Raw genomic sequence first — 23,524 nt, forward strand, 5'->3', positions numbered from 1 at the left:
CACTATGACTGCTACACAACTATCCATTGACACACTAGAGCGTGCTAGAGAGCGTTTCTTAGAGACTTTAGAAGAGATGACACTGGATGAGGCAAACACCATGCCACAGCCCCTTATCAAGTCGGTCACTTGGCTCATCTGGCACACCAGCCGCACTATTGACTATCAAATCTCAAACTTAGCTGGTCTTTCTCCTGTCTGGTTTGACGGGCACAAAGAAGCCTTTCGACTTGACCTGCCTGATGATACAGAGGACTGGAAGCACACGCCACAAGAAGCTGCCAAAGTCATCGCACCTAGTAAAGAGATCTTGATAAACTACCTCAACGCTGCTATCACACGTGCTCGCAGCTATCTGGAAAATCTACCAGAAGAAAGCTTATCAGACATCATTGATACCAGCTGGACACCTGCCGTTACACGACAAGTCCGCATCGTCTCTACCATTGATGATGCCGTCATGCACTCTGGACAAGCCGTCTACAGCAAACGACTGGTTTTAGGACACTAAAAGAACTCTTCCTTTTAGGAAGAGCTCTCCTTGTTGCAAGCTCATTGAGCTTGTTTTTTTATCCCCAAAACTGCTTGGCAATGGCTTGACCTTGCTTGATTTTAGCCCATTGCTGGTCGATAGAGAGCTCATTGCCACTATCACATGAGGCAAAGCCACACTGATGAGACAGATAAAGGCGCTCTTTTGGTAAAATACTAGCTGCTTTTTCAAGACTATCTAGGACACGCTTTTCATCATCAAGCCCTGATATCTTACTAGAGAGAAGCCCTAGCACCACTTCTGCGTCCTTATCCTTGAGAACGGAGAGCGCTTCTAAGTCGCCCGCACGCTCATCATCCCACTCAAGGAAGAAACGGTCGTAGTGCTGGTCACGCAGGAACTTCTCTGCGATAGCTTCATAAGTCCCACCAGAGGCTGAGCGGCTCTCGTAGTTGCCACGGCAATTGTGCGTCCAGACCGTCAGACCAAGCTCATGCGCAAAGTCGACCACTTCATTATTGATAGCGATAAAGGCATCCGCCAAGTCCGCAAGGTCGCTATTGCCTTCTTTAAAGAAACTGTCTGGATTGTTCTCATCAAAGAGCTCCCAAAGGCAATCATCAAACTGAACAATCTCACCGCCAGCTGCCCTGTAGTCAGTCAAAAACTCTTTGTAAGCACCAATCACGCCAGCTCGCAATTCCTCTTGTGTCTTGTAGACCTCGTCCTCTCCGTAGAGCCCATCAAAAACAGATAGCTCGGTAAAGGCATGGGCAGGTCCCCAAACCGTAATTTTGCTCGTCGTATCGCCTGCTTGCTCCTTAACGTCCTTGTAAATCTCTAGGAAATGGTGGTTTTTACCAGACAAGGGCTCTGTAATGCGCAGTCCGATGTCCTTACGGGTCTCATATTGACCACCATCATGGTCTTTAAAGGTATAGCCGTTTTCTGCGATGTAGCGCTCAATACCTGTAAAGCCCCAGAGAAAATCAAGGTGCCACATGGACTTAGAGTACTCGCCATCTGTCACAATATCAATGCCATTTGCCTTTTGGTCAGCGATAATCTGGTGAATCGCTTTTTCTTCTGTGTCCTTGTAGCCGTCAAAGTCCTCATAGAAAGGATAGCGGATGTCGTCACTGTGTTCGATTTGTGTTTTATAAGCTTTTAATTCCTCTGGGCGCAAGAGTGAGCCCACCAATTGAAATCTTGATCTTGTCATATCTCTTTCCTCTTTATCTTTATTATGCTTGCTATTCTAACAAAGATAGTGCCACTTGAAAAATAGTTATTTTCATGGTTTTCATATAGATAAGAACTATACCCATAATATGTAAAAATTTTATATAAAATTATTGACATTTCTTATATATAAAAATATAATATATATAAAGATATGATATATCGAAAATTTACATACTACTCAGGAGGTTGACATGGCGCATTTTCCAACATCTGCTGTGGTGATTGAGTTTTTGATTCTAGCCATTGTCGATGAGCAGGACTCCTATGGCTATGAGATTAGCAGGACCATAAAACTCATCGCAGACATCAAAGAGTCCTCACTCTACCCTATTTTAAAAAGACTGGAAAAAGCAGGATTTGTGACGACTTATTCGCAAGAACATCAAGGACGCAAGCGCAAATACTATCGCATAACAGACGCAGGCAAAGACGAGCTGACCTTTCTCAAGAAAGAATGGCAGACTTACACAGAGACGATTTTAGGCATTATCGAAGGGAGTATAAGACATGAGAAAGACTGAATACCTAGCAGAACTAGACCGCTATCTGCGTAAACTACCAGAAGCTGACTACAAGGAGGCGATGGAATATTTTACAGAATATTTTGATGAAGCAGGCGAAGACAAGGAAGAAGAGGTCATCCGTGAGCTAGGCACACCAAAAGAGGCAGCCAGCGAGATTATCCACAATATCCTTGGCAAGACCCTTGCCGAGGACAAACCACGCTCCTACAAGCAAACACTCACGATAGCAGCTTTAGCCATTCTAGCAGCGCCTATCGGACTGCCTCTTGCCATTGCTTTATTGAGCTTTCTTTTAGGAGTTGTTCTCTTTATCCTTGGTATCATGTTAGTTGGTGTGATATTACTGCTTGCGCTCTTTTCTGTAGGTATCTTTTACATGGTTGATGCGGTCAATCTCTGGCAACAGGTCTCGCTATCAGCCGCCAGTATCAGCTTTGGTGGAGGGTTGTTAGCTGTTGGGATTGGGCTGTTAGCCTGTCTCATCCTCTACCAGCTCATCAAACTGTGTGGACGTGGATTGTTACTGCTCATTCACACATTGACTAAAAAAGGAGAAAAAGCATGAAAACAGGAACAAAAGTGGTATTAGGGATTGCGCTGAGCTTTAGTTTATTGGGAATTTTCTTTGGCGTCTTTGGCTATTACACCGGAGGCATTGATGATATTAGAGCTAAGACAGAAGCTTCCACCCAAAAGTACAGTAAGACTTTTGACAAGCTCGATAGTGTTACCTTTTCTGGAGATAGCAACCTTGTCGTCACATCTGGTAATGTTACCAAACCAACGTTGACTTATACCAAAACGACTTATCAAACAGCCTATTATGACACAAACTACAGCTTTAAGGACGGTGTGCTGAGTATCACTAGCCAACTAAAAGACAAGAAAGCACGCATTTCAGGCGGTCTGCTAGACCTAGCAAGTAATACTGTCCTCTTTAATGATGTTGTCACGCTCACCCTACCTAAAAATAACAGCCTAAAATCCATCTCAACGGCAATCAACAACCATTTATATCTTAAAAATTTAAGCCTTAAAGATACGACTGTCGAAACAGAGGACTACCTTGAAGTGACAAATGCTAACCTTGACAATGTCAAACTAACCTCCAACTACAACTCGATCGACATGAGTCAGTCCACACTGACCAACACAAGCATTAGCATCAAGGGAGCGGACTTTGAAGGCAATGGTCTGACCTTTAAGCAAAAAAATAGCATTATCGCAGATGGTATAGACATTTCCCTCAATGACTATAATCTCACCATCACGCACAATGCTGGAGAAGACGATGACATCACAAAGCGCCTAACAGCTTCTAGCGAAAACACACTCAACCTCGTAGCTAGAGACGATGATATTACCGTTCAATAAAAAAGCGAACCTTATAGGTTCGTTTTTTTAAAAGAGTAAACTCAAGAGCGCTAAAATAGCAAGCCCTGCTTGTTTTAGGATGATTTTCTTATCAACAGAGATGGCACCGTAAGCGGCAACTGCAACCACGTAAATCAAAAAGACCGTTACCAGCTCCACACTGTGCGCTCCAAAAAGACCGTAGAGCAAGAAAACACCGATTAAACCATTGTAGACCCCTTGGTTTTTAAAGAGACTGTCAACCGATGGACGGCTGAGCTCTTCCTTATCCGTACTGAAAACACGACTCGTTGCCTCTGATTGAGTCGCAAAAGTCTCTAAGTACATGATGTAAAAATGCTCCAAAGCAACCAATGTTGCCAAAATAACAGTAATAAGTGACATGCTTTTTCTCCTTCAATATAACAAATGTAACATAGCCAAGAACAAGTATATCCTAGCTCACTCAAAAAAGCAACTGACTTGCTCATTTGTCAAGACAAAACGAAAGAGCCCCAGTGCACTAGGACTCTCTCAGGAGATTTATGAAAAAGAAAAGTTTTAGGATGACTATAGTATAGCTAGACTCGCTTAAAGAAACCTTAAACAAATTTAAACTTTAGAGAGTCGCTAGAAATTTTTCCCGCTTTTTGGCTGTTGACTGACCTATACCACCCAAATGTTTCCAAGAAAAGTGCTGGACACCGATTTGTTTGAGGGTGGCTTTGACCGAGCCATTGATACAATTTCCCGCAAAATAACGCAGATAAAAAGTCGGCGACGTTGATGTGGTCACCACTTCAGCTGATGTGATATTGGTCAATAGCCCCTTGACACCAGTTTTAGTTGGACAATAGGCAAAGTTCATCTTTAGCACCTTGTCAAAAAAACCTTTAAGGATAGCAGGGATATTGTTCCACCAAATGGGGCTTACAATGATGAGTTTATCCGTCTTTGTCAGTTGTTCTTGATAGCGGCGCACCAGCGGGTCTAGCGTTTCTCCCGTCTTAAAGAGAGCCAACTCCTCACTGGTATAGACAGGATTAAAACCATCCTTGTACAAGTCAATGACAGCTAGGTCTTCTGTGGCATATTTTGCTAGGAGCTTCTCCAAGATAGCGTGGTTAAAGCTTTTGTCATAAGGATGGGCATAAATGATGGTCGTTTGCATATTAGTCTCCTTCCCCAAAGTAAATGCTAATCATTTGTGCGATATTGTGCTCAATCTGAGCTTGACTAATATCCATAAGGTCAGCTCGAGACACGAGCAGAGCAAGCCCTGTAATGTAGCTCCACAGGTGGATGAGTGCTTGCTGCGTCTCTCTTTTTGCTTCGTGATTGAGCGCTGTGATGGCTTTTTGAAAATAGCTAAGAGCAGGCAGATGAGCACTTTTGTCTGATTCTAGATCAGCTAGATTGACTGGCACCAAAGTGCTATCTAAAAAGAGAGCGTTAAAATAGTGAGGATGGCAAGTAGCAAAAGTAACAAAGTTAGTCCCCATTTGTAACAAACGCTGACGCTCACTAGCAGTCTCAGCAATGCCCTGCAGTAAAGCCTCAGCAAAAATAGCCCTAACCTCAGCAAGCACAGTATCAAGATAATCCTGCTTATTTTTAAAATACTTATAGGGACTACCATGACTGACCTGACATTTTTCCGCAATCAAGCGCAGAGAAATAGTCTCCACACCATGTTGTTCAATATAATTTAGCCCAGTTTGAATCAGCTTTTCTCGCAGTTGTGTTGGTTTTCTTGGCATAAGCTCTCCTTTCACACAATAAGTAGACACTGTAAACTTATTTTAGTAAAATCCTATCCAAATGTCAAGAAACAAAACAACCCTTTAAAACCTTTGCCTTCACCTGTAATCGTGATATAATGAATAAGGGCTTTAGAGACACCTTAACTTAGTAAAACAATAAGGCAAAATCAGACAACAATAAACAAGGTCTCCCCCTTGCTACGAAAGGAACTTATAATCTTATGATGAATATGCAAAACATGATGAAGCAGGCCCAAAAGCTTCAAAAGCAAATGGAAAAAAAGCAAGCGGAGCTTGCTAGTACAACTTTTGTGGGCAAATCCGCCCAAGATTTAGTGACTGCGACCTTTACAGGCGATAAAAAGCTGGTCTCTATTGACTACAAGGAAGCCATCGTCGATCCTGACGATATCGAAACACTCCAAGATATGACAACGCAAGCTATCAACGATGCACTTGCGCAAGTGGATGCGGCAACGCAAAAGACTATGGGCGCTTTTGCTGGTAAATTGCCCTTCTAGGCGAAAAACCTTCTGCGTAATCGCAGAAGGTTTTTTTTTATTTGGCTTCATCTGCTCTTGCAATCTCAAGGCAGTAGGATTTGTGATGGCAATGTGGACAGGTGAGACGTCTCGTTTTTGGAGTGTGCGCTGCTAAGCTAAAGGCTCTAAAGGTCGGCACAAAGGACTGATGACAATGCGGACAGAGATAAGCCACCTTTTGATAATAGCGATAAACCATCCATAGAAGCGCTAGAAGAAATAGCAGAGCCAACATACAACCAAGCACTTGCGCCCATAATTGCCCCTCAAAATAGTAACCAAGCACATACACCACTCCTATAAAGAGAAAGGTTAGAAGAGCAAGCTTTACCCAGCTAGATACAAAGTTTTTACGCCAAAGACTGTGATTTTTCATGACTAAGGAGAGATCTGTCCATTGCTCTAAAGGCATATCAGGCTGTTTTTTGAGACTGTCAAGCAAGTTGACAGCTATGTCAACCTGTTCCTTTTTATGGTGAATATCCTGGTTTAGGTGAGTGATATGATCTACCAGCAACAACTGCAAGGTCTCACTAGCATTATCCTCTGCGAGCAGCCTCTTGATCTGCTCAATGGAGAAATCAAGCTCACGTAAAAAGCAAATTTGCTTTAGCACATGCAAGTCAGACTCGGTGTAAACCCTGCGCCCACCCTCACTAAGAGAAGTCGGTGGCAGGATACCACACTTATCGTAATACTGCACGGTTCTAACTGAAACCTTAGCCAGCCTTGCCAGCTCACCTGTCGAGTAAGTGACAGACACTCTCTTCACCTCACTTTCATTATAAATAGTTGTCAAGATAAGGAGGCCTCGTCTCACTCCTTAGGAGTGCTCTTATCTTGTAAGTCTATCATAGCTCATGACCTTAGGTCACATGCAAGCCCTAACCTTAGGGGATTTTTTACTATTCATCAAAAAAATGGGAAAGTCCGCTGAGACTGGCAAATGGATTAGTCGTATCTTGTGGTTCTTGCTGCGTGAAAAAGGCTTTATTGTCATCAAACTCAAGAAATCTCTCATAGACAAGAGCTGTCATACGAGCGTCCTCTAGACTGTCATGACTTTTGCCATCAATCTCTAAAAACTTAGCCACAGTGTGCAATTTCAGATTTGCAATGCCATTTAAGTCACTACTTCTGCGCTCATAAGCTTCATCAAAAACATCAAGCGCATACTGACTTGACAAATCCAGCCCATAACTGTCAAGAAGTGGTAAATCACTCTTTAGCGCATTGTAGCCTATCAAAGGACTATCGCCGACAAAAGTTTTAAAGTCAGCAAGCACCTCTTCTAACTTCGGTGCGTCTCTCAGCTTGTCAGCAGTAATACCTGTCAAGCCGTTGATAAAGGACTGCAAGGGCACATCACTGTAAACATAAGTGTCAAAGCTGTCAATCTCCTTATGGTCACAAAACTTAACAGCAGACACTTGTATGATATGGCTGACATCCTTGACTGTATTAAACTCCAAATCAAAGGCAATGTAATTGCTTAATGCTTTCATTTTATCCTCCTAACAAAACAAAAAAGAGGGCAAGTTGCAGTCTCCTCCCTCTTAGCTATTTACTCGTTGCTACCAAAAAGTCGAGCAAAGAAGCCTTTTTTGACCTCATTTTTTGTTTCTTGCTCTTCATCTTGTTTGGTTTGAATCTCTTCGACCTCAGCCTTAGCCTCGTCTAGCTCCAATTGCAGACGCTTGGTATCTTCCATAGCGGCTAGAGTCAACTGCTGTTGCTGGTCTAGTTGCTTGTCTTTTTCTGCAATTTGCACATCCTTGACACGCAACTGCTCATCTTTAGAGTTGAGCTGAACATCTTTTGCTTTTAGTTGCTCATAGAGACGTGTAATTTCTGTGTTTTTTTCATCAACAAGAATTTCTAATAACTCACGTTTTTGTGTTTCTTCATCGATGGGGTCATCTTCAAAAATCGTCTTTTTATAGATTTCTTCTAGTTTTTCTAATCCTTCACGATTGACAACGGTCACACCCTTTTCATTTTTAGAGACAAACTCCTCTGGAAATGACTTGACACGATTGTTAACCGCTTGACGACTGACACCCAAGATTTCAGCGATTTCGCTGACTGTCTTTTCTATTGCCATATCGATCCTCTTTTTGTGATATCGTTCTTAAAAATAGTATCACATTACGTCCATTCTGTCAATGAATGCTAGATATCACAAGCCACAACTACCAAATTGACAGGCTTTGTGCTATGATAAGATTATGACTTATTTTGACACTATTATCATCGGAGGCGGTCCTGCTGGTATGATGGCAGCCATCTCCTCTTCCTTTTACGGGCAAAAGACCCTACTCATCGAGAAAAATCGCAAGCTTGGTAAAAAATTAGCTGGCACTGGCGGTGGGCGCTGCAATGTCACAAACAGCGGGACGCTGGAGGATGTGATGGCAGGTATCCCTGGCAACGGGCGCTTTCTCTACAGCGTTTTTTCTCAGTTTGATAACCATGATATTATCGCTTTTTTTGAGGACAATGGTGTTGCTCTAAAAGAAGAAGACCACGGCAGAGTCTTTCCAAAAACAGACAAATCCAAAACCATCATCCAAGCCCTAGAGAAAAAGATTGCAGAGCTTGGTGGACAAGTCCTCACACAGACTGAGGTCGTCTCCGTCAAAAAAAGAGACGGTCTCTTTGACGTCAAGTCACAAACAGAGAGCTTTACAGCAGCAAAACTCATCGTCACAACTGGCGGAAAGTCCTATCCTTCAACAGGATCTACAGGCTTTGGCTACGAGATTGCTAGACACTTCAAGCTCCATGTCACAGACCTAGAAGCAGCTGAAAGTCCACTGCTGACTGACTTTCCCCACAAGGCACTTCAGGGTATCTCACTGACAGATGTCGCCTTGTCTTGTGGCAAACATCATATCACGCACGATTTACTTTTTACACACTTTGGTCTGTCTGGACCTGCTGCTCTTAGGATGTCGAGTTTTGTTTCTGGTGGTGAGGTGATTGAGCTTGATCTCTTGCCCGAGACTTCTCGTGATGAATTGCTTGTTCTTTTTGAGGAAAATCGGGACAAGGCGATCAAAAATGTCCTCAAGACACTCATGCCAGAGCGTTTAGCAGACTTTATCGCACAGCCATTTCCACAAAAAATCAAACAAGTCCCTAAGCACCAAATCACAGAGCTCATCGAGAAAGTCAAGGCAATGCCAATCCCAGTGACTGGGAAAATGTCGCTGGCAAAATCATTTGTCACGAAGGGCGGGGTCGACCTCAAGGAAATCAATCCCAAGACGCTTGAAAGTAAAAAAGTGAGTGGTCTTTACTTTGCTGGTGAGGTCCTAGACATCAACGCCCACACAGGTGGCTTTAACATCACATCTGCACTTTGCACGGGCTGGGTAGCTGGAGTTGTGCATTATTAGTCATATACCATAAACCTCACAAAACATCCCCGAAGAATTCAGTTCCTCGGGGATATTATTATAACTAATCAACTTTAACAAGTCTGACATTATCGATGTTTAACCATTTATTAGCAGAGGCGTTGACGTAAATACCGATTTCACATTGTCTGTTTGTAATTTGGATGTTATCAATCGTGTACGTTTTCCATGTGCTAGAGTCTTTAAGGGAGATGTTTTGCTCACTGCCGCCATAGTTTTTGATATAAAGCTGAGCAGTCTCAAGGCTAGTGTCCCCCATGGCGTCAATGCTTAATTTGTAAGTACCTGAGCCGATGTTGCTAATCGTTTGATAAATGGAACTTTCAAAAGCTGTGTCTGACCAGAAAGTGAGCTTGTAACGTGTATCGTCGTAAACTTCTGTCTTGATACCTGCATTTTGACTGTTGGTCCATTTGTTCCAAGAAGATGGGGCTTCGGTATAACCGTCCCATTCAAAACTGTTATTAGCAACAACGTTTGTTAGGTTAGCGTAATTAAAGGCTTTGACGGCGCGTAGAGCATTTCCTGAGAAATCAAAGACTGCTTGATTTTCCCATTCATTACCCGTCACATCTGAAACACCAAGATATGACATACCTGCTTGTGTTGCCCATGAGACGTTGCCGTTATACCAAAGTGGTTCCCAATAGAAGAAACCGAGACCGTTGTTATTTTTAACGTCTTTAATTTTATCAACCAAGTCTGTCAAAAATTCATACTGACCGTCTTGGCTAGCTTTGTAACCACCAGCAGTCTCTTCTGTTGCCGTAAAGGCATTTGTTTTCTGGTCAGCATTATCAAGGGTATTTGCATAAGCTGTTTCAACCACAACAACTTTTTTGTTATAACGTTCGCTGATATTATTCATATTTTCAGAGAGTTCTGCTAATGTGCCATGCCAGTATGGGTAATAGGAAATGCCGACAATATCAAAATCAACGGATTGATTGGTAATTTCATCAAGCCACCATTGGAAAGCTGCTTTGTCACCACCGTCTGCTAAATGGAGCATGATAGGTGTATTACTTGTCTGCGTATCTTTCACAGCTTGAACACCAGATTTTAGGAAAGTTGCTAGGCGAGTGAATTCTTGACCATCACCACCCCAGCTTTTCCCGTAAGGCCAAAGCATACCGCTGTTTAATTCGTTTCCGATTTGCACCATATCAGGGTAAGTGCCTTGTGATTTCATCTGATTAAGGACATCAGCCGTGTAAGAATACACTGTTGAATTTAATTGTTCAAAGGATTGATTCTGCCAAGCTTTGGGAAGATTTTGTTTTCCAGGGTCAACCCAGAAATCGCTGTAATGAAAATCGAGTAAGACTTTCAAGCCTTTATCTTTAGCACGTTTAGCTAATTTGAGTGTTCTGTTTAAGTCATTGGTCCCTGCACCGTAAGCATTACCATTTGCATCATAGGGGTCAGCCCAGAGTCGCAAACGAACGTAGTTAACACCATTTTCTTTCAAAATGGTCAGCGGGTCTTTTTGAGTACCATTGCTCTTGTAAATCGCTCCGCTTTGTTCCATTTCATCAAGAATCGAAATATCAGCTCCGTTGATGAACTCATCTGCTTTAGTCACGGTATTTCCAAGCGCAGCAAGACCAATAAGTGCAACAGTCGTCAAAAAAATCTTTTTTAGTATTTTCATAATCTTTCTCCCTAGCTTTTCTAGAATAGATTAGGCAAAGTAAGACATTACAAAGGCTACGCCACCTTCTGGGTCACGTGTTAATTTAATGTATTCAGCACCTTTTGTAGCTGCTAACTTGATACCAAGCGCGTCAGTATCTTTCTTAATATCTTCGTAGAATGAGTTAACTTGCGGAGCAAGCACAATCATATCAAAATCTTTCATAATCTCATAATGTGAACCGTAAGCACCTGCTGACGCTGTGATGTTTGCACCTGTGGCAGCGGCACCTTCAGTAAGAGCATTAGCAAGCATAGCACTTGTACCAGCACCCGCACAAAGGACCAAAACGTTAATTGGTTTGTCAGTTGTGACTTTGACAGCTGGTTTTTCCTCAACAACTTTTTCAGCTGCTGCTTTTACTGGAGTTGCACTTTCAGCAGCAGTTTCTTGCGCAGCAATTTCAGCTTCTTCTTCAAGAAGTGATGCGTCATAAGCTTTAATGAATGGGAAGTAGATAATCGCATCAACAACGATTAAAACAAGGACAAGAACAACAGCTAGAAGGCTAACGCCTGTACCAAGAATAAGTCCGATTGGCGCTGGTGTTGCCCAAGGAAGAACATACATGAAGCTATTCATCTGAAGCACATCAACAAAGAATTTGAAAATCCAAACGTTGGCAATTGGTGCCAAAATGAATGGAACAAAGAAATAAGGGTTAAGAATAATTGGTGTTGCAAAAAGCAAAGGTTCGTTAACGGCGAAGCTGACTGGGATAAATGAAGCTTTACCAACAGCTTTCAATTGTTTTGATTTGGCAAATAGCAAGAAGAGGTATGGAACGACAAGTGTTGCACCAGTACCACCCATAGTACCAACGAAGTTACCAAGACCAACAGTCAAAACGTTTGAAGCATGTTCACCAGCTTTGAATAATTGAAGGTTCGTTTCAACATTAGCATAGATAATAGCTGCGATAGCTGGCTCTACAATTGACGGACCATGCACACCAACGAACCAGAAGAGCGCCATAGCACCCCAGATAATAGCAATTCCAAGATAACCGTCTGCTGCTGTAAACAATGGTTGAAGAAGTGTAATAACAGCTTCCGCAAATGATGTGCCAAAAAAATGACGAATGACCGTATCAATGACAACAGCTGCAAACACAGCAAATGAAAATGGGAAGATATCACGGAATGTTTGCGAAATCGTTCCTGGTACTTCTTTTGGCATCTTGATAGTGATATCACGAATAACACAGAATTTGTAAACATTAACAGTGATAAAGGCTGCTACAAAGGCTGCGAGGATACCTTTTGTCCCCATATAACCACTAGCAAGACCACCGTCAAGCTCATCAGCACTCAACATCAAGAAGCTGACAACTGAGGCAAGCATAACAGAAACCGCATTGATTTTCTTATTACCTGGCATCTTACGGTTAACAGATTCTGCCAAGCAACGTGCAGTTGTTGCTGAAACCAGAAGCGCAACGACACCCATTGAGTAGTTATAAATCTTCCAAAGCCAATTTGAGAAATCTTCTGGCAAAGTCACTCCGAACACATCTGGAATTGATGCAATCAAGATAAAGATACTAGAAAAGAGAATCGCTGGCATTGCCGCAAGGAAACCATCACGAATGGCACCTAAATAAATGTTACGAGAAACTTTTTCAAAAAAAGGTTTCCCTTTTTCAATTTGTTGAATGAGTTTGTTCATGATACAACTCCCTAAGAACCTAGGCTTGGCTAGCCATCTCTACTACGTCTTAAGAGTAAGCAAAACCTGTCAGAAATGACTATTGAGAATAAGGATACTCACTGAAAATCAAAGTCAGGCTAGGCGACGCTGATGCAGATTGAACCGAAGTTCATCAAATCAAGTCAACAACGCCTGCATTTGATTTTCAAAGAGTGTAAGCTTTTACCAAGCTATGTTCCGTCCTTTCTTTTTTCAAAAATTAGCGATTTTTATATAATTCAATAAAATCCGTAATGAGGTCACGTAGCAACAAGGTTGTCATCAAGTGGTCTTGACCGTGAACAAAGATGAAACCAAGTTCCAAATCTTCACCGCCTGCTTCTTGTGCCAATAATTGTGTTTGCGCATTGTGAGCTTTAGCCAAATTTTCGTCAGCATCTTTAATCGCTTTATCAACATTATCAAAGTTGCCAGAGCGAACTTCCTTGAGCAATTGAAGAAGTGTGCTTCTTGCATCACCTGAGTAAGCCACAATTTCAAAACCTAACATTTGTAATTCTTTTTTATCCATTTTCTAAATCCCCTATTCTACAATTTTTGTATCGCTAATGTGTTTGTACCAATACGCTGATGCTTTTGGATAGCGTTTTTGAGTTTCAAAGTCCACATAGAACAAACCATAGCGTTTATTATAACCATTTGACCATGAGAACAAATCCATCAATGACCAAAGGAAATAGCCTTTAACATTAACCCCAGCATCAATTGCTTTGGCAAGAGATTGCAGGTAAACTTTCAAATAATCAATACGCGGTTGGTCCATGATGACACCATCATCGAAGTTATCCTTGTACCCCATACCATTTTCTGTGATATAGATTTTATTGTAATGTGGGTAATCTGCTTTGATACGAAGAAGCAAATCATACAGACCTTCTGGGTAAATAATCCAATCCCAGTCCGTTCTTGGAATACCTTCTTTGTAAATGCGTTCGCCAATACCTTTAACTTTGTAAACAGATGTTCCTTTGTCACCTGTACCGTTGTGATGAATAGCATTTTCGCCATTGTAGGCTTTAACAAAGTGACATTGGTAATGATTGATACCAAGATAATCGTTGCGGTGGCTGGCTTTTTTCATTTCCTCAAAGTCACTATCAAGGAAGTCGTAGCTAGCATTGTTAGCTGCGCAGATTTCGTTAAGCGCTTCCATTGTTTCGTTTGAATAATAACCTAAATAAGTTGCATCCAGTAAAAATCGAATAGAAAGAGCATCATCTAAGAAAGCAGCATGTTTATCTTCTTCACTATCTGTTGCTGGGTATTTTGTTTCAAGAGAATGTACCACACCGATTTCACCTTGGTAGCCACCGTCTTTGAACAAATTCACCACACGCGCATGCGCATACATCATATTGTGCAGACATTGAATGACTTTTGACAGGTCATATTTGATTCCTGGTGGGAAAATACCAAGCAAATATTGGTTGGTTGCTACTGGGTAAATTTCATTGAATGTACTCCAATGACGAACTTCTGTAAATTCTTTAAAACAGAATTTTGCATAGTTAACAAAAGCTTCAATCGTATCACGGTTTAAAAAATCACCATTGTCAAACAAAACTTTTGGCGTGTCAAAGTGATGAAGCGTGACAAAGGCTGTGATGTTGCGTTTTTGACATTCCGCAAACACTTTGTGGTAATAATCAACTCCTTCTTGGTTGACCTCACCAGTACCATTTGGGAAGATACGGCTCCAAGCAATGGATAACCGAAGTCCGTTGACACCAAATTTTTCACAAAGTTCAATATCTTGTGGGTATTTATGATAAAAATCACTAGCAGGATCTGGACTGAAACGCCCTTGTTCTGCTAAGAAATCATCCCAAGCTACTGGACCTTTACCGCCTTCTTTAGTAGCTCCTTCAACTTGATAGGCTGCTGTTGCACCGCCAAAAATAAAATCTTCTGGTAATTGATACATAATTTTCTCCTTATTTCAATAAGCGTTGAATGTGAATCACAAGGTAAACACGTTCACTACGCGATAAATCTATTTTTAATTCTTCTTCAATCAAATCATAAATGGCCTGCCCAATTTGATAGGCTTGCGGATAATCTGATTTCACATATTCTTCCAAATTAATCAACGATGCATTGTCTTGCTGGTTCATCTGCAATCGATTAATGAGGTAGGCTAAATGAATCATCAAACGGTCGTAAAGATTACTATTTTCTGCGCTCCGCTTGATGTTATTTTTGGCCAATTCGTTCTCAATCAAAGCTAGCACTTTTTTAGTTGCATCCTCTTTGTTATTATCAGAAACTTCGTAATCACCTTTGGCATTAATGAAATGCAGAGCCATTCGTCCGACTTCATCATCTGGAAAAGTTACTGACAACTTTCGACTTAAAATAGCAACAGCTTCTTGCGCCATTTGAAACTCCGTAACATACGCCGCTGAAATATCTGGTAAATGACTTTCCTGATAAGCTCCCTTTAAAAGCTTTTGATATACCGAATACACGTGGTCAGTAAGAGTTACATATAGATATTCCTGAATAGGAAAATGATATTTGGCCACCAAATCATCAATTATGTTATAAGTCACCGTTAAAATATCAAGCGGAATATTTTTCAAAAGGGCTAAAAAGTTTTCTTTTGACTCCTCTGTTTTCAAAAGGAAAATTTTTTCAACTTTGTTTGGAGTGATTAAATCACCTTTTTTCTTTTGAAATACTATTCCTAGACCCATGATAACAGCTTGTTCATCATGTTCATTTTTGACCAGAGCAACATTATTATTGAGCGCTTGCACAATCCGAAACATTATACTCTCCTCACGTAGTTCTTAATTCTTAAACAAATAAAAACCGCAAACAAACTAGGATTTTCCACCCTAGATCGTTTGCGGTTTTGCCTAATGTCTTAGTTACAATCCACTCTATTAATCTCTATAGGTCTATTGTATCACATATTTTATTTTTGTAAACCCTTTCTTGTTATTTTGTATGTGTCTGAATTTTTGGGAAAGCTCAATTATCCCTTATAACTTAAGAAAACACACTTACTTTATCCGAAAAAAAGACTGAAACAAAGTTTTCCTCTGCTTCAGTCTTGACGATAGTGTTCACTGTGTGGTACAATCTCCTTAGACTGATTAAGCAAAGTTGCGTTTTGTCTTAATCGGTGGTGTAGGAGTTTGCCCTCCTACACCTTTTTTCGTTTCTATTTGTAACTATTGTACCACGAATTACACAAAAACGCAAGCATTTTCGACTTAAAACAGGCTAAAAACTCCCCTAAAATTAAGCTTTTTAGCAGGTTTTCTTTATTTTAATCATATGTAACTAACGTTTAATAATAACGGCCTTATGCGGATAATGGTTAATCAGGTGACCAGCACTTAAACGATTCCCTTGATAATACTGGTACTGCTTGCGCCAATCGCCAAAGAACAGCTCTTCCAGCTGATCTAGTCGTTCTAAAAGAATCAGTCTAGCCATAGTACAAGCCCCTCTTAAAGACCAATACATACCTCGATGTTTCATGCGATAGGTCATTTTTCGGTGTTGGCTTTCCATCACACCGATACCGTGGGAGGATAAACCTCTTAGTTTTGGTGGCTTGGTCTCTTTAAAATGTCTAAAGAGTTTCTGGCGGAAAGCGACATAGACCTCGTATGCTTCATCTGTGTCAATGACACTTTCTATAGTGTCAAATACGGTTACAAGTAGCGATCTTTGATGCGTCTGAATAGCCTTAAAGACCATTTCTTCCAATACTTTGGGATAAGACTTAAAGAATTGTTTTATCTGTTCGTTGACGTGATAAGCATCCCAAAAATGCTCATGACGCTTAATACCCAGCGCTTTCTTAATGTTATGAAAGGTACGTTTGGTATAGCCTGTCCCATTATCTGAATTGCTAATGAGAATGGTTTTGTCGCTTATCTCAAAATGATTATAGAGGTAATCTAAAAGCTCATCACGTGCTTTTTCGTAATCTGTGTTAATGATCTCATGTTTATTGAGCAGCGTGTAACGTCCTTTACCAACCTTCTTTGTTCCCGTATGAATGAGAAAATGCGCTAAATCTGTATAGTGCCGTTCATCTCCTCCAGAAGTCGTCTTGACCATCACCCCATCTCCTTCCAAGTAGATTTTATCTGCTTGGATTTTTGGTGGGTCTTCTTCCACTAATAACCGATAGCGGTCTCTGTCTGAAAAGAGACTACCGACCCGCTTAACAGCTTTTAAGACGGCGTCTTTAGTGATGTCTAAACGGTAAGTCTCTTTGACCGTTCGACACACCTCCCTGTAGGATAACTTAGAAGCTAGTTTAGCTAAGTGAAGAAGAAGTTCCGGAGAATAGCGCATATAAGGTTTTAAACCTAGCCACTCATCAACAGGGTAGCGTGTCTCTTTTTCATTACGCCACCTGTTCCGTGAAAAAGTTATTTCTCCAAACGTAAAAAGAACTGTTCGCTCACTGCTATCCACCCGCTTATAACCGTGTTGACGCATGGTAGAAGCTATTTGTTCATCGTAACTGTAGATACGTTTAAGAAATTCTTTTTCATGTAATGCTGACATCTCCATTATAAACATTTTTTCATCAAATCCTGTCATAAGATTATTATACTGAAAATTGGTGAGATAGTTTCAGAAAATGATTGCTTTGTTCACTAAATGGACATGATGATTTGTCTTTTTGAAAGAACATCAAGAAGTTAAAGTGATTTTTCAGTCTCTTGAGTTTTAGTTTCACGAGAGCGGACAGTCTCTTTGATTTCTTGATAGGTTGTATAGGTCTTCAGCGTATCATCAAAAAATTCTTGAAGGGCATCCTTCTCTACTTCAAATTGTTGAAGGAGTTGGGTCACGTCTTCAAGACTCATGTCTTTAGGAACTCTAAATTCCTCTAATAACTGTAATGCTGACAAACTGTTTTCTGGTGTCTGCTCCAGACTAAGCAAAGCACCTTCAATTTTATGATAGCGAGCAAGTCGTTCATCTAAAGAGCGCAACTCTTGATGTGTCGCATCAATCTTTTCATTGAACCGCTCTTCCAATTCTTGAAACTGAGTACCATCTGTTATATTGTATTGCACTAAAAAATTATACTCCTTTATCAATTCACGCATGGATGAAATATAAGGATTTTTAGTAATCAGTAACTCACCATTTTGTTTAGCAAGTTGTCTAGCGACGGTCGCTCCCATCATGTAACGATTTTTTTGTGATTGATCAGGATTGAGAAAATAAAAGTAATCTTTTTCCTTGATATAGATGGTATAAGTGCCATCTTCTTTTTTATCCACTTTGTGAGCAGGGATTAAAATCGTTCCACTATTTAGCGCTCCATAATCCAGTTGAAGATAGATACCCTGTTTACTTTCTTGTTCCACCTGCCAGCTAGCTACCTCTAATTTTAATTCAAAATCGTTCTCTTCTTGAGCTTGTGTTTCTTGGTAGCGTTCTTTGATTTCAGAGACTTCATAGACTAATTGATTTTTATCAACACGTTCTTTAATATGCTCAAGTGAGTAAATACCTTTCTTTGACAAGGTATCGTCTCTGACTCGTCTTTTTTGAGGTTGATCCGTCAACTGATACTTAACAAATTTTCCAGAAAAATCAATTTGAAGGTTTAGTGCCTGCGCTTTTTCTTTGAAATCTTCTAAAGAAATGGACTGTTTTAAAAGAAAATTTAAACGCCGCTTAATTTCAAAACGATAATTATTCTGCCTGCGCCAAGCGGAGTATTTGGTGTAAGAGTTCCTCATGCTTGGCTCAATAATTTTAGCGCCATATTTAGTAGCTTGTTTATCAGAAATAGCTCGTAAATTTTTAAGAGTGTTCTTTTGCCAGCGTAGTTTTTTGAGCGTTGAACTATTTGTTGTGTTTAAAATCACATGGTTGTGCAGGTGATCTTTATCAACGTGTGTCGCAATAATAAATTCATAGTCACCACCTGTGAACTCTAGCATAGTTTGTCTGCCAATTTCATGAACCTGCTCAGGTGTTAAATTATCTTCTGGTGAAAAAGATTGGATAATATGATGAGCTAAAACCTGTTTTCCTGAAGATAATTCTTTAAGGTCATCGTCTCCTTTTTTGAAAGCAGCTGCTAATTTAGTCATTACCATTTCTTCATTGGCAACACTGACATCTTCAATCCCATGACCAGATACTAGCTTAAGATTCATCTTTCCATTATGGTAAATAAGTGGAAAATCCGTGTCCGTTTCTTTAGTTTCTTGAACTAGAGTTTTCGCTTCATTCAAAATATAATTAACAGCTCGTTTAAGGCTACCTGTTGTCTTAATTTGTATGGGTGGTTTAATAGCTACCATTCTTCAATATCCGTCCTTACTGTCCGTTTTCTTTCTAACAAACTACGTTTTTCCTCATTGGAAAGTTTCGTAGCAACCAGCTCTTTTACCTCTGAAAGTAACGCTAATACTTGAGCCAGCTCTTCGGAGGTGATGGACTGATTTTCATTAGCGTGTTTAGCAATCTGGTTAATGTTTCCACCAATCCGATTAACCGCTATCCGTAAATTTTTTAGCTCTGAAAAATCAATCTGAACAATTTTTCCCTGGATCAATTGGTTCTTTGCGTAGTATTGAAAAGTTGGTGCTTGCATCTGCTGCATCACATGCTGTACCTGTTTATATTCTTGTTCTGTGAAATAAACTTCTTTGCGAATATTTCTCTTGCGATTAGATGTGTTTTGAGGCATCTCCTCTGCTCCTTTCCTTCCGGCAAGCGTAGCATTTGCCCGGGCAAATGCGAAATTAAAAAAGGTCAAAGAAGGTCAATCTTGCGATTTTCCTCCTTACCTTTTTCATTGTTGGGGAAATCCCCAAGCCCCTAGAGCCTCTCTTTTAAAAGAGCGAACTCCTTTATTTTTACTCAGACCTTTAGCGTAGTTGTTTGAAAATCTGTCTCAAGCGTGAGGTCTTTTTTGTTGTCTTTTCATCAGCTTGTAGCTGTTTTTGGGAATCTGTTTTCCTCTTTGGGTTGATTTGTTCAGCTAAGTAGTCTAACTGTTTTTCACTAAGCGGTTGAAAAAGAGACTGACCTATTTGTATCTCCGTCAACACTATTTTTTCCTTGACAACTGCTTGAAAATCGTCATCACTGATTGCCTGTAAAAGCTCAATATTCTCTTCTTGCCAACTCATGAGTAAAGTGTCTTTTTTATCCAACAGTTCCTTATCCGCTTTTAACTGTTCCAAAACCTGATGCCTCGTTATATTTTTAGCTTCAGGAGAAATGCCTTGAACAATATCCCCATCCATCAGTGGGATAAAGTCAGATAGAAGAATGAGTAATTGATTTTCTTGTTGCTCGTTCATGTGTGTTGTCCTCCTTGTGGTGGGTTTGTTTTGAGTTTGACCTTAGGGGATTTTTGAGTATCTCGTTCGGTCATTTCGAGAGCCCCTTTTCTTTTTTTGACTGGGCTTCCTGTTTCATTTCTTGCTTATGTTCTTCTACAGCTTGCTTCGTTTGGTTTTTAAATTTTTGAAGCTTTTGTTCAAACTGATGTTTAGTTTGTTTTTCTTGAACTAAACGCAACTGCTCCAATTGTTGTTCCATCCGAACCATTAAACTTTTGGCTTCTTGCTGGACAATATCTAGCTGCGCTTCTAGATCCGCTAACGTTTGTTTATCATCAGACCATGTAGCCAAGTAACCAAAGGAATACTCTGATGTGTCCATCCCATAATAGGAAGCAACGACATAAGCGACACTTTCTGCCTGTAGTTCTGCTGTACTTCGAGTGAGTTTCTCTCTTTGAGGATTGTTAGCATAATGCAACTCAGAGTGTGCCGTTTCGTGTAAGAAAGTCTTAATCAGTTGTGACTTATTCATCCCATGATTACGTAAAACAATCTGATGATCTGTTGGGCTATAATATCCTTTCGTTTCTCCTGCTAACTCTTCAAAACGAACAGACACATCATTGCTTTTAGCAATCCCCATCAGAGCACGATAAAGATTAGCGTAGTCTAAATCTGTGAGCTGTTCTTTGACTTCTGAAATAGCTTTTGGTAACTCTTTTCCTTCTGTCTGACTCACATCAAAAACAGGAACAAGACCAAAGAACGTGACCGTTTCTGGCTTGCCATTTTTATCCAAGATGGGTTGATTGTTCTCGTCCTTCTTGAGTTTTGTCATTGGGGCAAAAATACGAATGGACTTCTCTCCTTTTTTCACATGGCGACCAAACGTTTCTTTCCATTGCTTAAACGAAGCGACAAAAGTAGCTTCAGGATTTTGCCCCAGAATGAGCCGTAAGTTACGGCTAGAGTAATTATTGAGCTGGCTCATTTTGGTTAAGTAGTCTTTGTATCTATCTGAGTTCAAATACTCTTTGATACCTGCCTTAAGGTGACGATTGAGACCAGCAATATCTTTGTTTTTAATAAAATCTGCGACACTCACACGACTACTCTCAAGAGCGGTTTTCTCAGGAAGAATGGTCATTTCTTCTGTCACTTTAGAGCTTGGAGTTGATCTAAAATCATAGGGATTGGTTCCTTGCTTAAGCTCTTCTTCATCAGAAATGCCATCGCCATCTGAGTCTCGTTTAAAAGAAAGTTGCTCTGTTTTCTCCTTGTAAAGGTCTTCTTGATAACGTTCAAACTCACTGTTTTTTAGAATTTCTTCAAACCGTTTCCCTCCATCTTTGACATAATCTTCATTGATAGACACTTGGTCTAATTTCCCATTGCGATGACGATAAACGGCAAGAACAATATTTTCTTTTCCCTGAAGACTTGAGGATAATTTTTCTTTCATCCGCATCACTGAAGCAGGGATACCCACTCCATCTACATCCCTAATAGCTAACAATAAATCCTCATCATTCGTTTTAATGGCTTGGGATAAGTCAATCCGATTAAACTTTTCTACCTCTGATAAATCTTTAAAAACAAAGGACTGAGACGATAGAATATCTGGTAGTAGCGGAAGAACCATTGATTTATCTTTAATAGCATGGGATACTTGGATATTGCCATAATCACCAACTCCTTGTGCAAAATCGTAGACCACTTGTTTCATCTCAACACCTTTTGGTGAGATACCCGTTAAGTGAGCGAAGTTTTCATCAGAAAACTGGACACTTAATTTACCTAACGCTTCTCCGTCCTGATACAAGTACGAGATGGTACTTCCTGATAGCTCTTGTAAATACCATTGAGCCGTCGACTGAAGCCCAGGAGCAAATTTATTAAGCCTATTCAATTCACCGCTAGTAATAACGTGATAACCTGGCTTTATAGTTGACATTTTCTCCCCTTTAGTGGTAAACTTGAGGTGAGCAATGACAGGAAAATCAGGTTGTGGTTCGTCCACAACGGGCTTCGATGCTGCCTCTGGAGATAAGTCTCCGAAAGAATCGGGATTGCGATGTGAATCGCCCGCATTGCTATATAGCTCTTGACTTCGGTCAGGAGCTTTTTCTTTTTGTTCTGTTGCTGCTATTAGCTTCTGCTCCTTTTCTGATTGCATTTGTAAATACTCATTCCAATCCATCTTCTCTTGATTTTCTCCTTTAGGAGGACGTGCATCAACAACTGGAATGCCCTTTTCCTGTAGACTTTCTAAGAAGTCTGTTCCCGCTTTGTCATGATCAACTGCAAGTGTAATAAGATTATCGTACTGATGATTTTGAAAGAAGGTTGATGTTTGAGCAGCTATTTCTAAAAATCGAGAGGTTTTGGTCAAATCGCTAACCTTAGTATAGTCTCTCTCGCTCTCTTGGATAACACCCTGTTCTTGCAAAACCTCCATAGCATAACGAGACAGGACCCCTTCTTTTAGGCCATCCATAGCCACCAGTCTCACGTCCTCCAAATCGTCCTTATAGAGTTCGTAGTAACTCATAAGATCGATAGGAGCCTCTGCTACAATAAGACGCTTAGGAGAGCCAATAGCAACGTTTAGCCCTGCAATTCCTTCTGATTGATACAGGGCTTTCTTAAGGTAGCCCTTTCCTTCGTAGCGTTCTGGATAAGGAGACAAGCCCTGAAGGCTAGCCCCAACGATATTTTGGTTTTTATCCAGATATTTAAAGACCAGAGCATCTTCTATAAAACCATCACGGTCACGTCGTTTGGCTTGAGCTAAGACCCCTTTCTCTAAGAAAAAGTCTATGGTAGCATCAGACAAACCGCGCTGTTTCCTTAGGTATTGTCTCGCTTCCTTAAAAGGCTGTTCATAAGGAGCTAATGAATATTTAAAGGGTTGGCGGACGTCTTCCATAGGTTTTGCTTCAGAAAAGGTTCCTGTTTCTAGGTAATGCATAGCCTCCCTATAATTAACCCCCTTCATTTCCTGTACTAGGTTAATGGTATCCCCATATTTGTCCGTACGAGAATACCAATGCCAGGTATTCTTATTGATATCAATCACAAAAGAATCGTGCTCCGTCCAACGGTATTCCTTATGAGAGCTACGTTTCATCTCCATTCCTAGGCTTCTAGCTACCTCTAGGATAGATAGTGACTTGGCTTGTGCTTTTGTTAAAACCATTTATTGTCCCCCTTTATCAATTTTTTGAAACGCTCGTAGCCTTCTGGCGTGGGCTCAAGCTCTTCGGCAAGTAAAGGCTCTTTTTGAAGTGTGGTCACAAAGAGATGAGGGGCAAGACGATAAAAGGTTGCTTCATCAGCCTGTTCTAAAACCTGCCAAATAGCTGGGTGTTCTGTAACCAAATGTTCTGTTTTCAAGGCTAACACCTGGCTAATCGTTTCTAAGTAGCCAAGTTGTGGTTTTGATTTTTCTGTTGTCATCATAAGTAGTGTCCTTTCTTATCAG

Annotated in this window: 24 protein-coding genes; 6 read left to right on the forward strand and 18 right to left on the reverse strand. The window is 40.6% G+C overall.

Features of this window, described 5'->3' with window-relative positions; translation table 11 throughout:
- The first annotated feature begins 4 nt into the window (after positions 1-4).
- Positions 5-511: a DinB family protein gene (locus G5B60_RS09320; protein ID WP_164683747.1), complete on the forward strand. Its 507-nt coding sequence runs from the start codon at positions 5-7 to the stop codon at positions 509-511.
- A gap of 58 nt (positions 512-569) precedes the next feature.
- Here the strand turns inward: G5B60_RS09320 and G5B60_RS09325 are convergent, their stop codons facing one another.
- Positions 570-1,715: a cobalamin-independent methionine synthase II family protein gene (locus G5B60_RS09325; protein ID WP_164683748.1), complete on the reverse strand. Its 1,146-nt coding sequence runs from the start codon at positions 1,713-1,715 to the stop codon at positions 570-572.
- A gap of 214 nt (positions 1,716-1,929) precedes the next feature.
- Here G5B60_RS09325 and G5B60_RS09330 point away from each other — a divergent pair, with 214 nt between their 5' ends.
- Genes G5B60_RS09330 through G5B60_RS09340 form a run of 3 tightly spaced genes read left to right on the forward strand, consistent with a single transcriptional unit; the run spans position 1,930 to position 3,636 of the window.
- Complete coding sequence (locus tag G5B60_RS09330; protein WP_164683749.1) at positions 1,930-2,259, forward strand: PadR family transcriptional regulator; 330 nt, start codon at positions 1,930-1,932, stop codon at positions 2,257-2,259.
- On the forward strand, positions 2,246-2,827 hold the full coding sequence (locus G5B60_RS09335) for a DUF1700 domain-containing protein (RefSeq protein WP_164683750.1): 582 nt from the start codon (positions 2,246-2,248) through the stop codon (positions 2,825-2,827). The genes G5B60_RS09330 and G5B60_RS09335 overlap by 14 nt, the downstream gene beginning before the upstream one ends.
- A complete protein-coding gene (locus G5B60_RS09340) occupies positions 2,824-3,636 on the forward strand; it encodes a DUF4097 family beta strand repeat-containing protein (protein WP_164683751.1) in 813 nt (270 codons plus the stop codon). Before G5B60_RS09335 ends, G5B60_RS09340 begins: the two co-directional genes overlap by 4 nt.
- Before the next feature lie 27 nt (positions 3,637-3,663).
- Here the strand turns inward: G5B60_RS09340 and G5B60_RS09345 are convergent, their stop codons facing one another.
- The 3 genes from G5B60_RS09345 to G5B60_RS09355 form a co-directional block, all read right to left on the reverse strand.
- On the reverse strand, positions 3,664-4,020 hold the full coding sequence (locus G5B60_RS09345) for a DUF1304 domain-containing protein (RefSeq protein ID WP_164683752.1): 357 nt from the start codon (positions 4,018-4,020) through the stop codon (positions 3,664-3,666).
- Between the two features lie 214 nt (positions 4,021-4,234).
- Positions 4,235-4,786, reverse strand: coding sequence for an NAD(P)H-dependent oxidoreductase (locus G5B60_RS09350; RefSeq protein ID WP_164683753.1), 552 nt, complete (start codon positions 4,784-4,786; stop codon positions 4,235-4,237).
- A 1-nt stretch (position 4,787) separates the two neighbouring features.
- A complete protein-coding gene (locus G5B60_RS09355; RefSeq protein WP_164683754.1) occupies positions 4,788-5,375 on the reverse strand; it encodes a TetR/AcrR family transcriptional regulator in 588 nt (195 codons plus the stop codon).
- Between the two features lie 224 nt (positions 5,376-5,599).
- On the opposite strand from G5B60_RS09355, the gene G5B60_RS09360 reads away from it, so the two are divergent.
- Positions 5,600-5,899: a YbaB/EbfC family nucleoid-associated protein gene (locus G5B60_RS09360; RefSeq protein WP_164683755.1), complete on the forward strand. Its 300-nt coding sequence runs from the start codon at positions 5,600-5,602 to the stop codon at positions 5,897-5,899.
- Positions 5,900-5,936: 37 nt separating this feature from the next.
- Here the strand turns inward: G5B60_RS09360 and G5B60_RS09365 are convergent, their stop codons facing one another.
- The 3 genes from G5B60_RS09365 to G5B60_RS09375 all read right to left on the reverse strand — a co-directional run bounded on the left by G5B60_RS09365 (position 5,937) and on the right by G5B60_RS09375 (position 8,024).
- The gene (locus tag G5B60_RS09365) at positions 5,937-6,683 is read right to left on the reverse strand and encodes a MerR family transcriptional regulator (protein WP_164684272.1); all 747 of its coding nucleotides are present in this window, start codon (positions 6,681-6,683) and stop codon (positions 5,937-5,939) included.
- Positions 6,684-6,825: 142 nt separating this feature from the next.
- Entirely contained in the window at positions 6,826-7,425 is a 600-nt protein-coding gene (locus G5B60_RS09370; protein ID WP_164683756.1) for a 3'-5' exonuclease, read from the reverse strand.
- A 59-nt stretch (positions 7,426-7,484) separates the two neighbouring features.
- On the reverse strand, positions 7,485-8,024 hold the full coding sequence (locus G5B60_RS09375) for a DUF536 domain-containing protein (protein ID WP_164683757.1): 540 nt from the start codon (positions 8,022-8,024) through the stop codon (positions 7,485-7,487).
- A 124-nt stretch (positions 8,025-8,148) separates the two neighbouring features.
- Here G5B60_RS09375 and G5B60_RS09380 point away from each other — a divergent pair, with 124 nt between their 5' ends.
- Positions 8,149-9,321, forward strand: coding sequence for an NAD(P)/FAD-dependent oxidoreductase (locus G5B60_RS09380; protein WP_164683758.1), 1,173 nt, complete (start codon positions 8,149-8,151; stop codon positions 9,319-9,321).
- Between the two features lie 64 nt (positions 9,322-9,385).
- On the opposite strand, the gene G5B60_RS09385 is transcribed toward G5B60_RS09380, so the two are convergent.
- From G5B60_RS09385 to G5B60_RS09435, 11 genes are all read right to left on the reverse strand, one after another.
- Complete coding sequence (locus G5B60_RS09385; protein ID WP_164683759.1) at positions 9,386-10,996, reverse strand: glycoside hydrolase family 53 protein; 1,611 nt, start codon at positions 10,994-10,996, stop codon at positions 9,386-9,388.
- Between the two features lie 30 nt (positions 10,997-11,026).
- Positions 11,027-12,706, reverse strand: a complete 1,680-nt coding sequence (locus G5B60_RS09390) for a PTS lactose transporter subunit IIBC (protein WP_164683760.1) — start codon at positions 12,704-12,706, stop codon at positions 11,027-11,029.
- 241 nt (positions 12,707-12,947) lie between these two features.
- Complete coding sequence (locus G5B60_RS09395; protein ID WP_003063087.1) at positions 12,948-13,259, reverse strand: PTS lactose/cellobiose transporter subunit IIA; 312 nt, start codon at positions 13,257-13,259, stop codon at positions 12,948-12,950.
- 12 nt (positions 13,260-13,271) lie between these two features.
- Complete coding sequence (gene lacG, locus G5B60_RS09400) at positions 13,272-14,672, reverse strand: 6-phospho-beta-galactosidase (RefSeq protein ID WP_164683761.1); 1,401 nt, start codon at positions 14,670-14,672, stop codon at positions 13,272-13,274.
- A gap of 10 nt (positions 14,673-14,682) precedes the next feature.
- Positions 14,683-15,519, reverse strand: coding sequence for a PRD domain-containing protein (locus G5B60_RS09405; RefSeq protein ID WP_164683762.1), 837 nt, complete (start codon positions 15,517-15,519; stop codon positions 14,683-14,685).
- Between the two features lie 520 nt (positions 15,520-16,039).
- Positions 16,040-17,320: an ISLre2 family transposase gene (locus G5B60_RS09410; RefSeq protein ID WP_164683763.1), complete on the reverse strand. Its 1,281-nt coding sequence runs from the start codon at positions 17,318-17,320 to the stop codon at positions 16,040-16,042.
- 101 nt (positions 17,321-17,421) lie between these two features.
- Positions 17,422-19,047 carry a relaxase/mobilization nuclease domain-containing protein gene (locus tag G5B60_RS09415; RefSeq protein ID WP_164683764.1) on the reverse strand — a complete coding sequence of 542 codons (1,626 nt, stop codon included), beginning with the start codon at positions 19,045-19,047 and terminating at the stop codon, positions 17,422-17,424.
- Entirely contained in the window at positions 19,041-19,436 is a 396-nt protein-coding gene (locus tag G5B60_RS09420) for a plasmid mobilization protein (RefSeq protein ID WP_164684273.1), read from the reverse strand. The genes G5B60_RS09415 and G5B60_RS09420 overlap by 7 nt, the downstream gene beginning before the upstream one ends.
- A 181-nt stretch (positions 19,437-19,617) precedes the next feature.
- The gene (locus G5B60_RS09425) at positions 19,618-20,055 is read right to left on the reverse strand and encodes a hypothetical protein (protein ID WP_164683765.1); all 438 of its coding nucleotides are present in this window, start codon (positions 20,053-20,055) and stop codon (positions 19,618-19,620) included.
- Between the two features lie 70 nt (positions 20,056-20,125).
- On the reverse strand, positions 20,126-23,239 hold the full coding sequence (locus G5B60_RS09430) for a PBECR4 domain-containing protein (protein WP_164683766.1): 3,114 nt from the start codon (positions 23,237-23,239) through the stop codon (positions 20,126-20,128).
- A complete protein-coding gene (locus G5B60_RS09435; RefSeq protein ID WP_164683767.1) occupies positions 23,230-23,502 on the reverse strand; it encodes a hypothetical protein in 273 nt (90 codons plus the stop codon). The genes G5B60_RS09430 and G5B60_RS09435 overlap by 10 nt, the downstream gene beginning before the upstream one ends.
- Positions 23,503-23,524 lie beyond the last annotated feature (22 nt).

The sequence above is a fragment of the Streptococcus hyointestinalis genome (assembly GCF_011039275.1).
Taxonomy (GTDB): Bacteria; Bacillota; Bacilli; order Lactobacillales; family Streptococcaceae; genus Streptococcus; species Streptococcus hyointestinalis_A.

Excerpts from the sequence above, each read along its gene's own strand:
- G5B60_RS09320 (WP_164683747.1), top strand. The coding sequence starts at position 5 with ATGACTGCTACACAACTATCCATTGACACACTAGAGCGTGCTAGAGAG.
- G5B60_RS09325 (WP_164683748.1), bottom strand. The coding sequence starts at position 1,715 with ATGACAAGATCAAGATTTCAATTGGTGGGCTCACTCTTGCGCCCAGAG.
- G5B60_RS09330 (WP_164683749.1), top strand. The coding sequence starts at position 1,930 with ATGGCGCATTTTCCAACATCTGCTGTGGTGATTGAGTTTTTGATTCTA.
- G5B60_RS09335 (WP_164683750.1), top strand. The coding sequence starts at position 2,246 with ATGAGAAAGACTGAATACCTAGCAGAACTAGACCGCTATCTGCGTAAA.
- G5B60_RS09340 (WP_164683751.1), top strand. The coding sequence starts at position 2,824 with ATGAAAACAGGAACAAAAGTGGTATTAGGGATTGCGCTGAGCTTTAGT.
- G5B60_RS09345 (WP_164683752.1), bottom strand. The coding sequence starts at position 4,020 with ATGTCACTTATTACTGTTATTTTGGCAACATTGGTTGCTTTGGAGCAT.
- G5B60_RS09350 (WP_164683753.1), bottom strand. The coding sequence starts at position 4,786 with ATGCAAACGACCATCATTTATGCCCATCCTTATGACAAAAGCTTTAAC.
- G5B60_RS09355 (WP_164683754.1), bottom strand. The coding sequence starts at position 5,375 with ATGCCAAGAAAACCAACACAACTGCGAGAAAAGCTGATTCAAACTGGG.
- G5B60_RS09360 (WP_164683755.1), top strand. The coding sequence starts at position 5,600 with ATGATGAATATGCAAAACATGATGAAGCAGGCCCAAAAGCTTCAAAAG.
- G5B60_RS09370 (WP_164683756.1), bottom strand. The coding sequence starts at position 7,425 with ATGAAAGCATTAAGCAATTACATTGCCTTTGATTTGGAGTTTAATACA.
- G5B60_RS09375 (WP_164683757.1), bottom strand. The coding sequence starts at position 8,024 with ATGGCAATAGAAAAGACAGTCAGCGAAATCGCTGAAATCTTGGGTGTC.
- G5B60_RS09380 (WP_164683758.1), top strand. The coding sequence starts at position 8,149 with ATGACTTATTTTGACACTATTATCATCGGAGGCGGTCCTGCTGGTATG.
- G5B60_RS09385 (WP_164683759.1), bottom strand. The coding sequence starts at position 10,996 with ATGAAAATACTAAAAAAGATTTTTTTGACGACTGTTGCACTTATTGGT.
- G5B60_RS09390 (WP_164683760.1), bottom strand. The coding sequence starts at position 12,706 with ATGAACAAACTCATTCAACAAATTGAAAAAGGGAAACCTTTTTTTGAA.
- G5B60_RS09395 (WP_003063087.1), bottom strand. The coding sequence starts at position 13,259 with ATGGATAAAAAAGAATTACAAATGTTAGGTTTTGAAATTGTGGCTTAC.
- lacG (WP_164683761.1), bottom strand. The coding sequence starts at position 14,672 with ATGTATCAATTACCAGAAGATTTTATTTTTGGCGGTGCAACAGCAGCC.
- G5B60_RS09405 (WP_164683762.1), bottom strand. The coding sequence starts at position 15,519 with ATGTTTCGGATTGTGCAAGCGCTCAATAATAATGTTGCTCTGGTCAAA.
- G5B60_RS09410 (WP_164683763.1), bottom strand. The coding sequence starts at position 17,320 with ATGACAGGATTTGATGAAAAAATGTTTATAATGGAGATGTCAGCATTA.
- G5B60_RS09415 (WP_164683764.1), bottom strand. The coding sequence starts at position 19,047 with ATGGTAGCTATTAAACCACCCATACAAATTAAGACAACAGGTAGCCTT.
- G5B60_RS09420 (WP_164684273.1), bottom strand. The coding sequence starts at position 19,436 with ATGCCTCAAAACACATCTAATCGCAAGAGAAATATTCGCAAAGAAGTT.
- G5B60_RS09425 (WP_164683765.1), bottom strand. The coding sequence starts at position 20,055 with ATGAACGAGCAACAAGAAAATCAATTACTCATTCTTCTATCTGACTTT.
- G5B60_RS09430 (WP_164683766.1), bottom strand. The coding sequence starts at position 23,239 with ATGGTTTTAACAAAAGCACAAGCCAAGTCACTATCTATCCTAGAGGTA.
- G5B60_RS09435 (WP_164683767.1), bottom strand. The coding sequence starts at position 23,502 with ATGATGACAACAGAAAAATCAAAACCACAACTTGGCTACTTAGAAACG.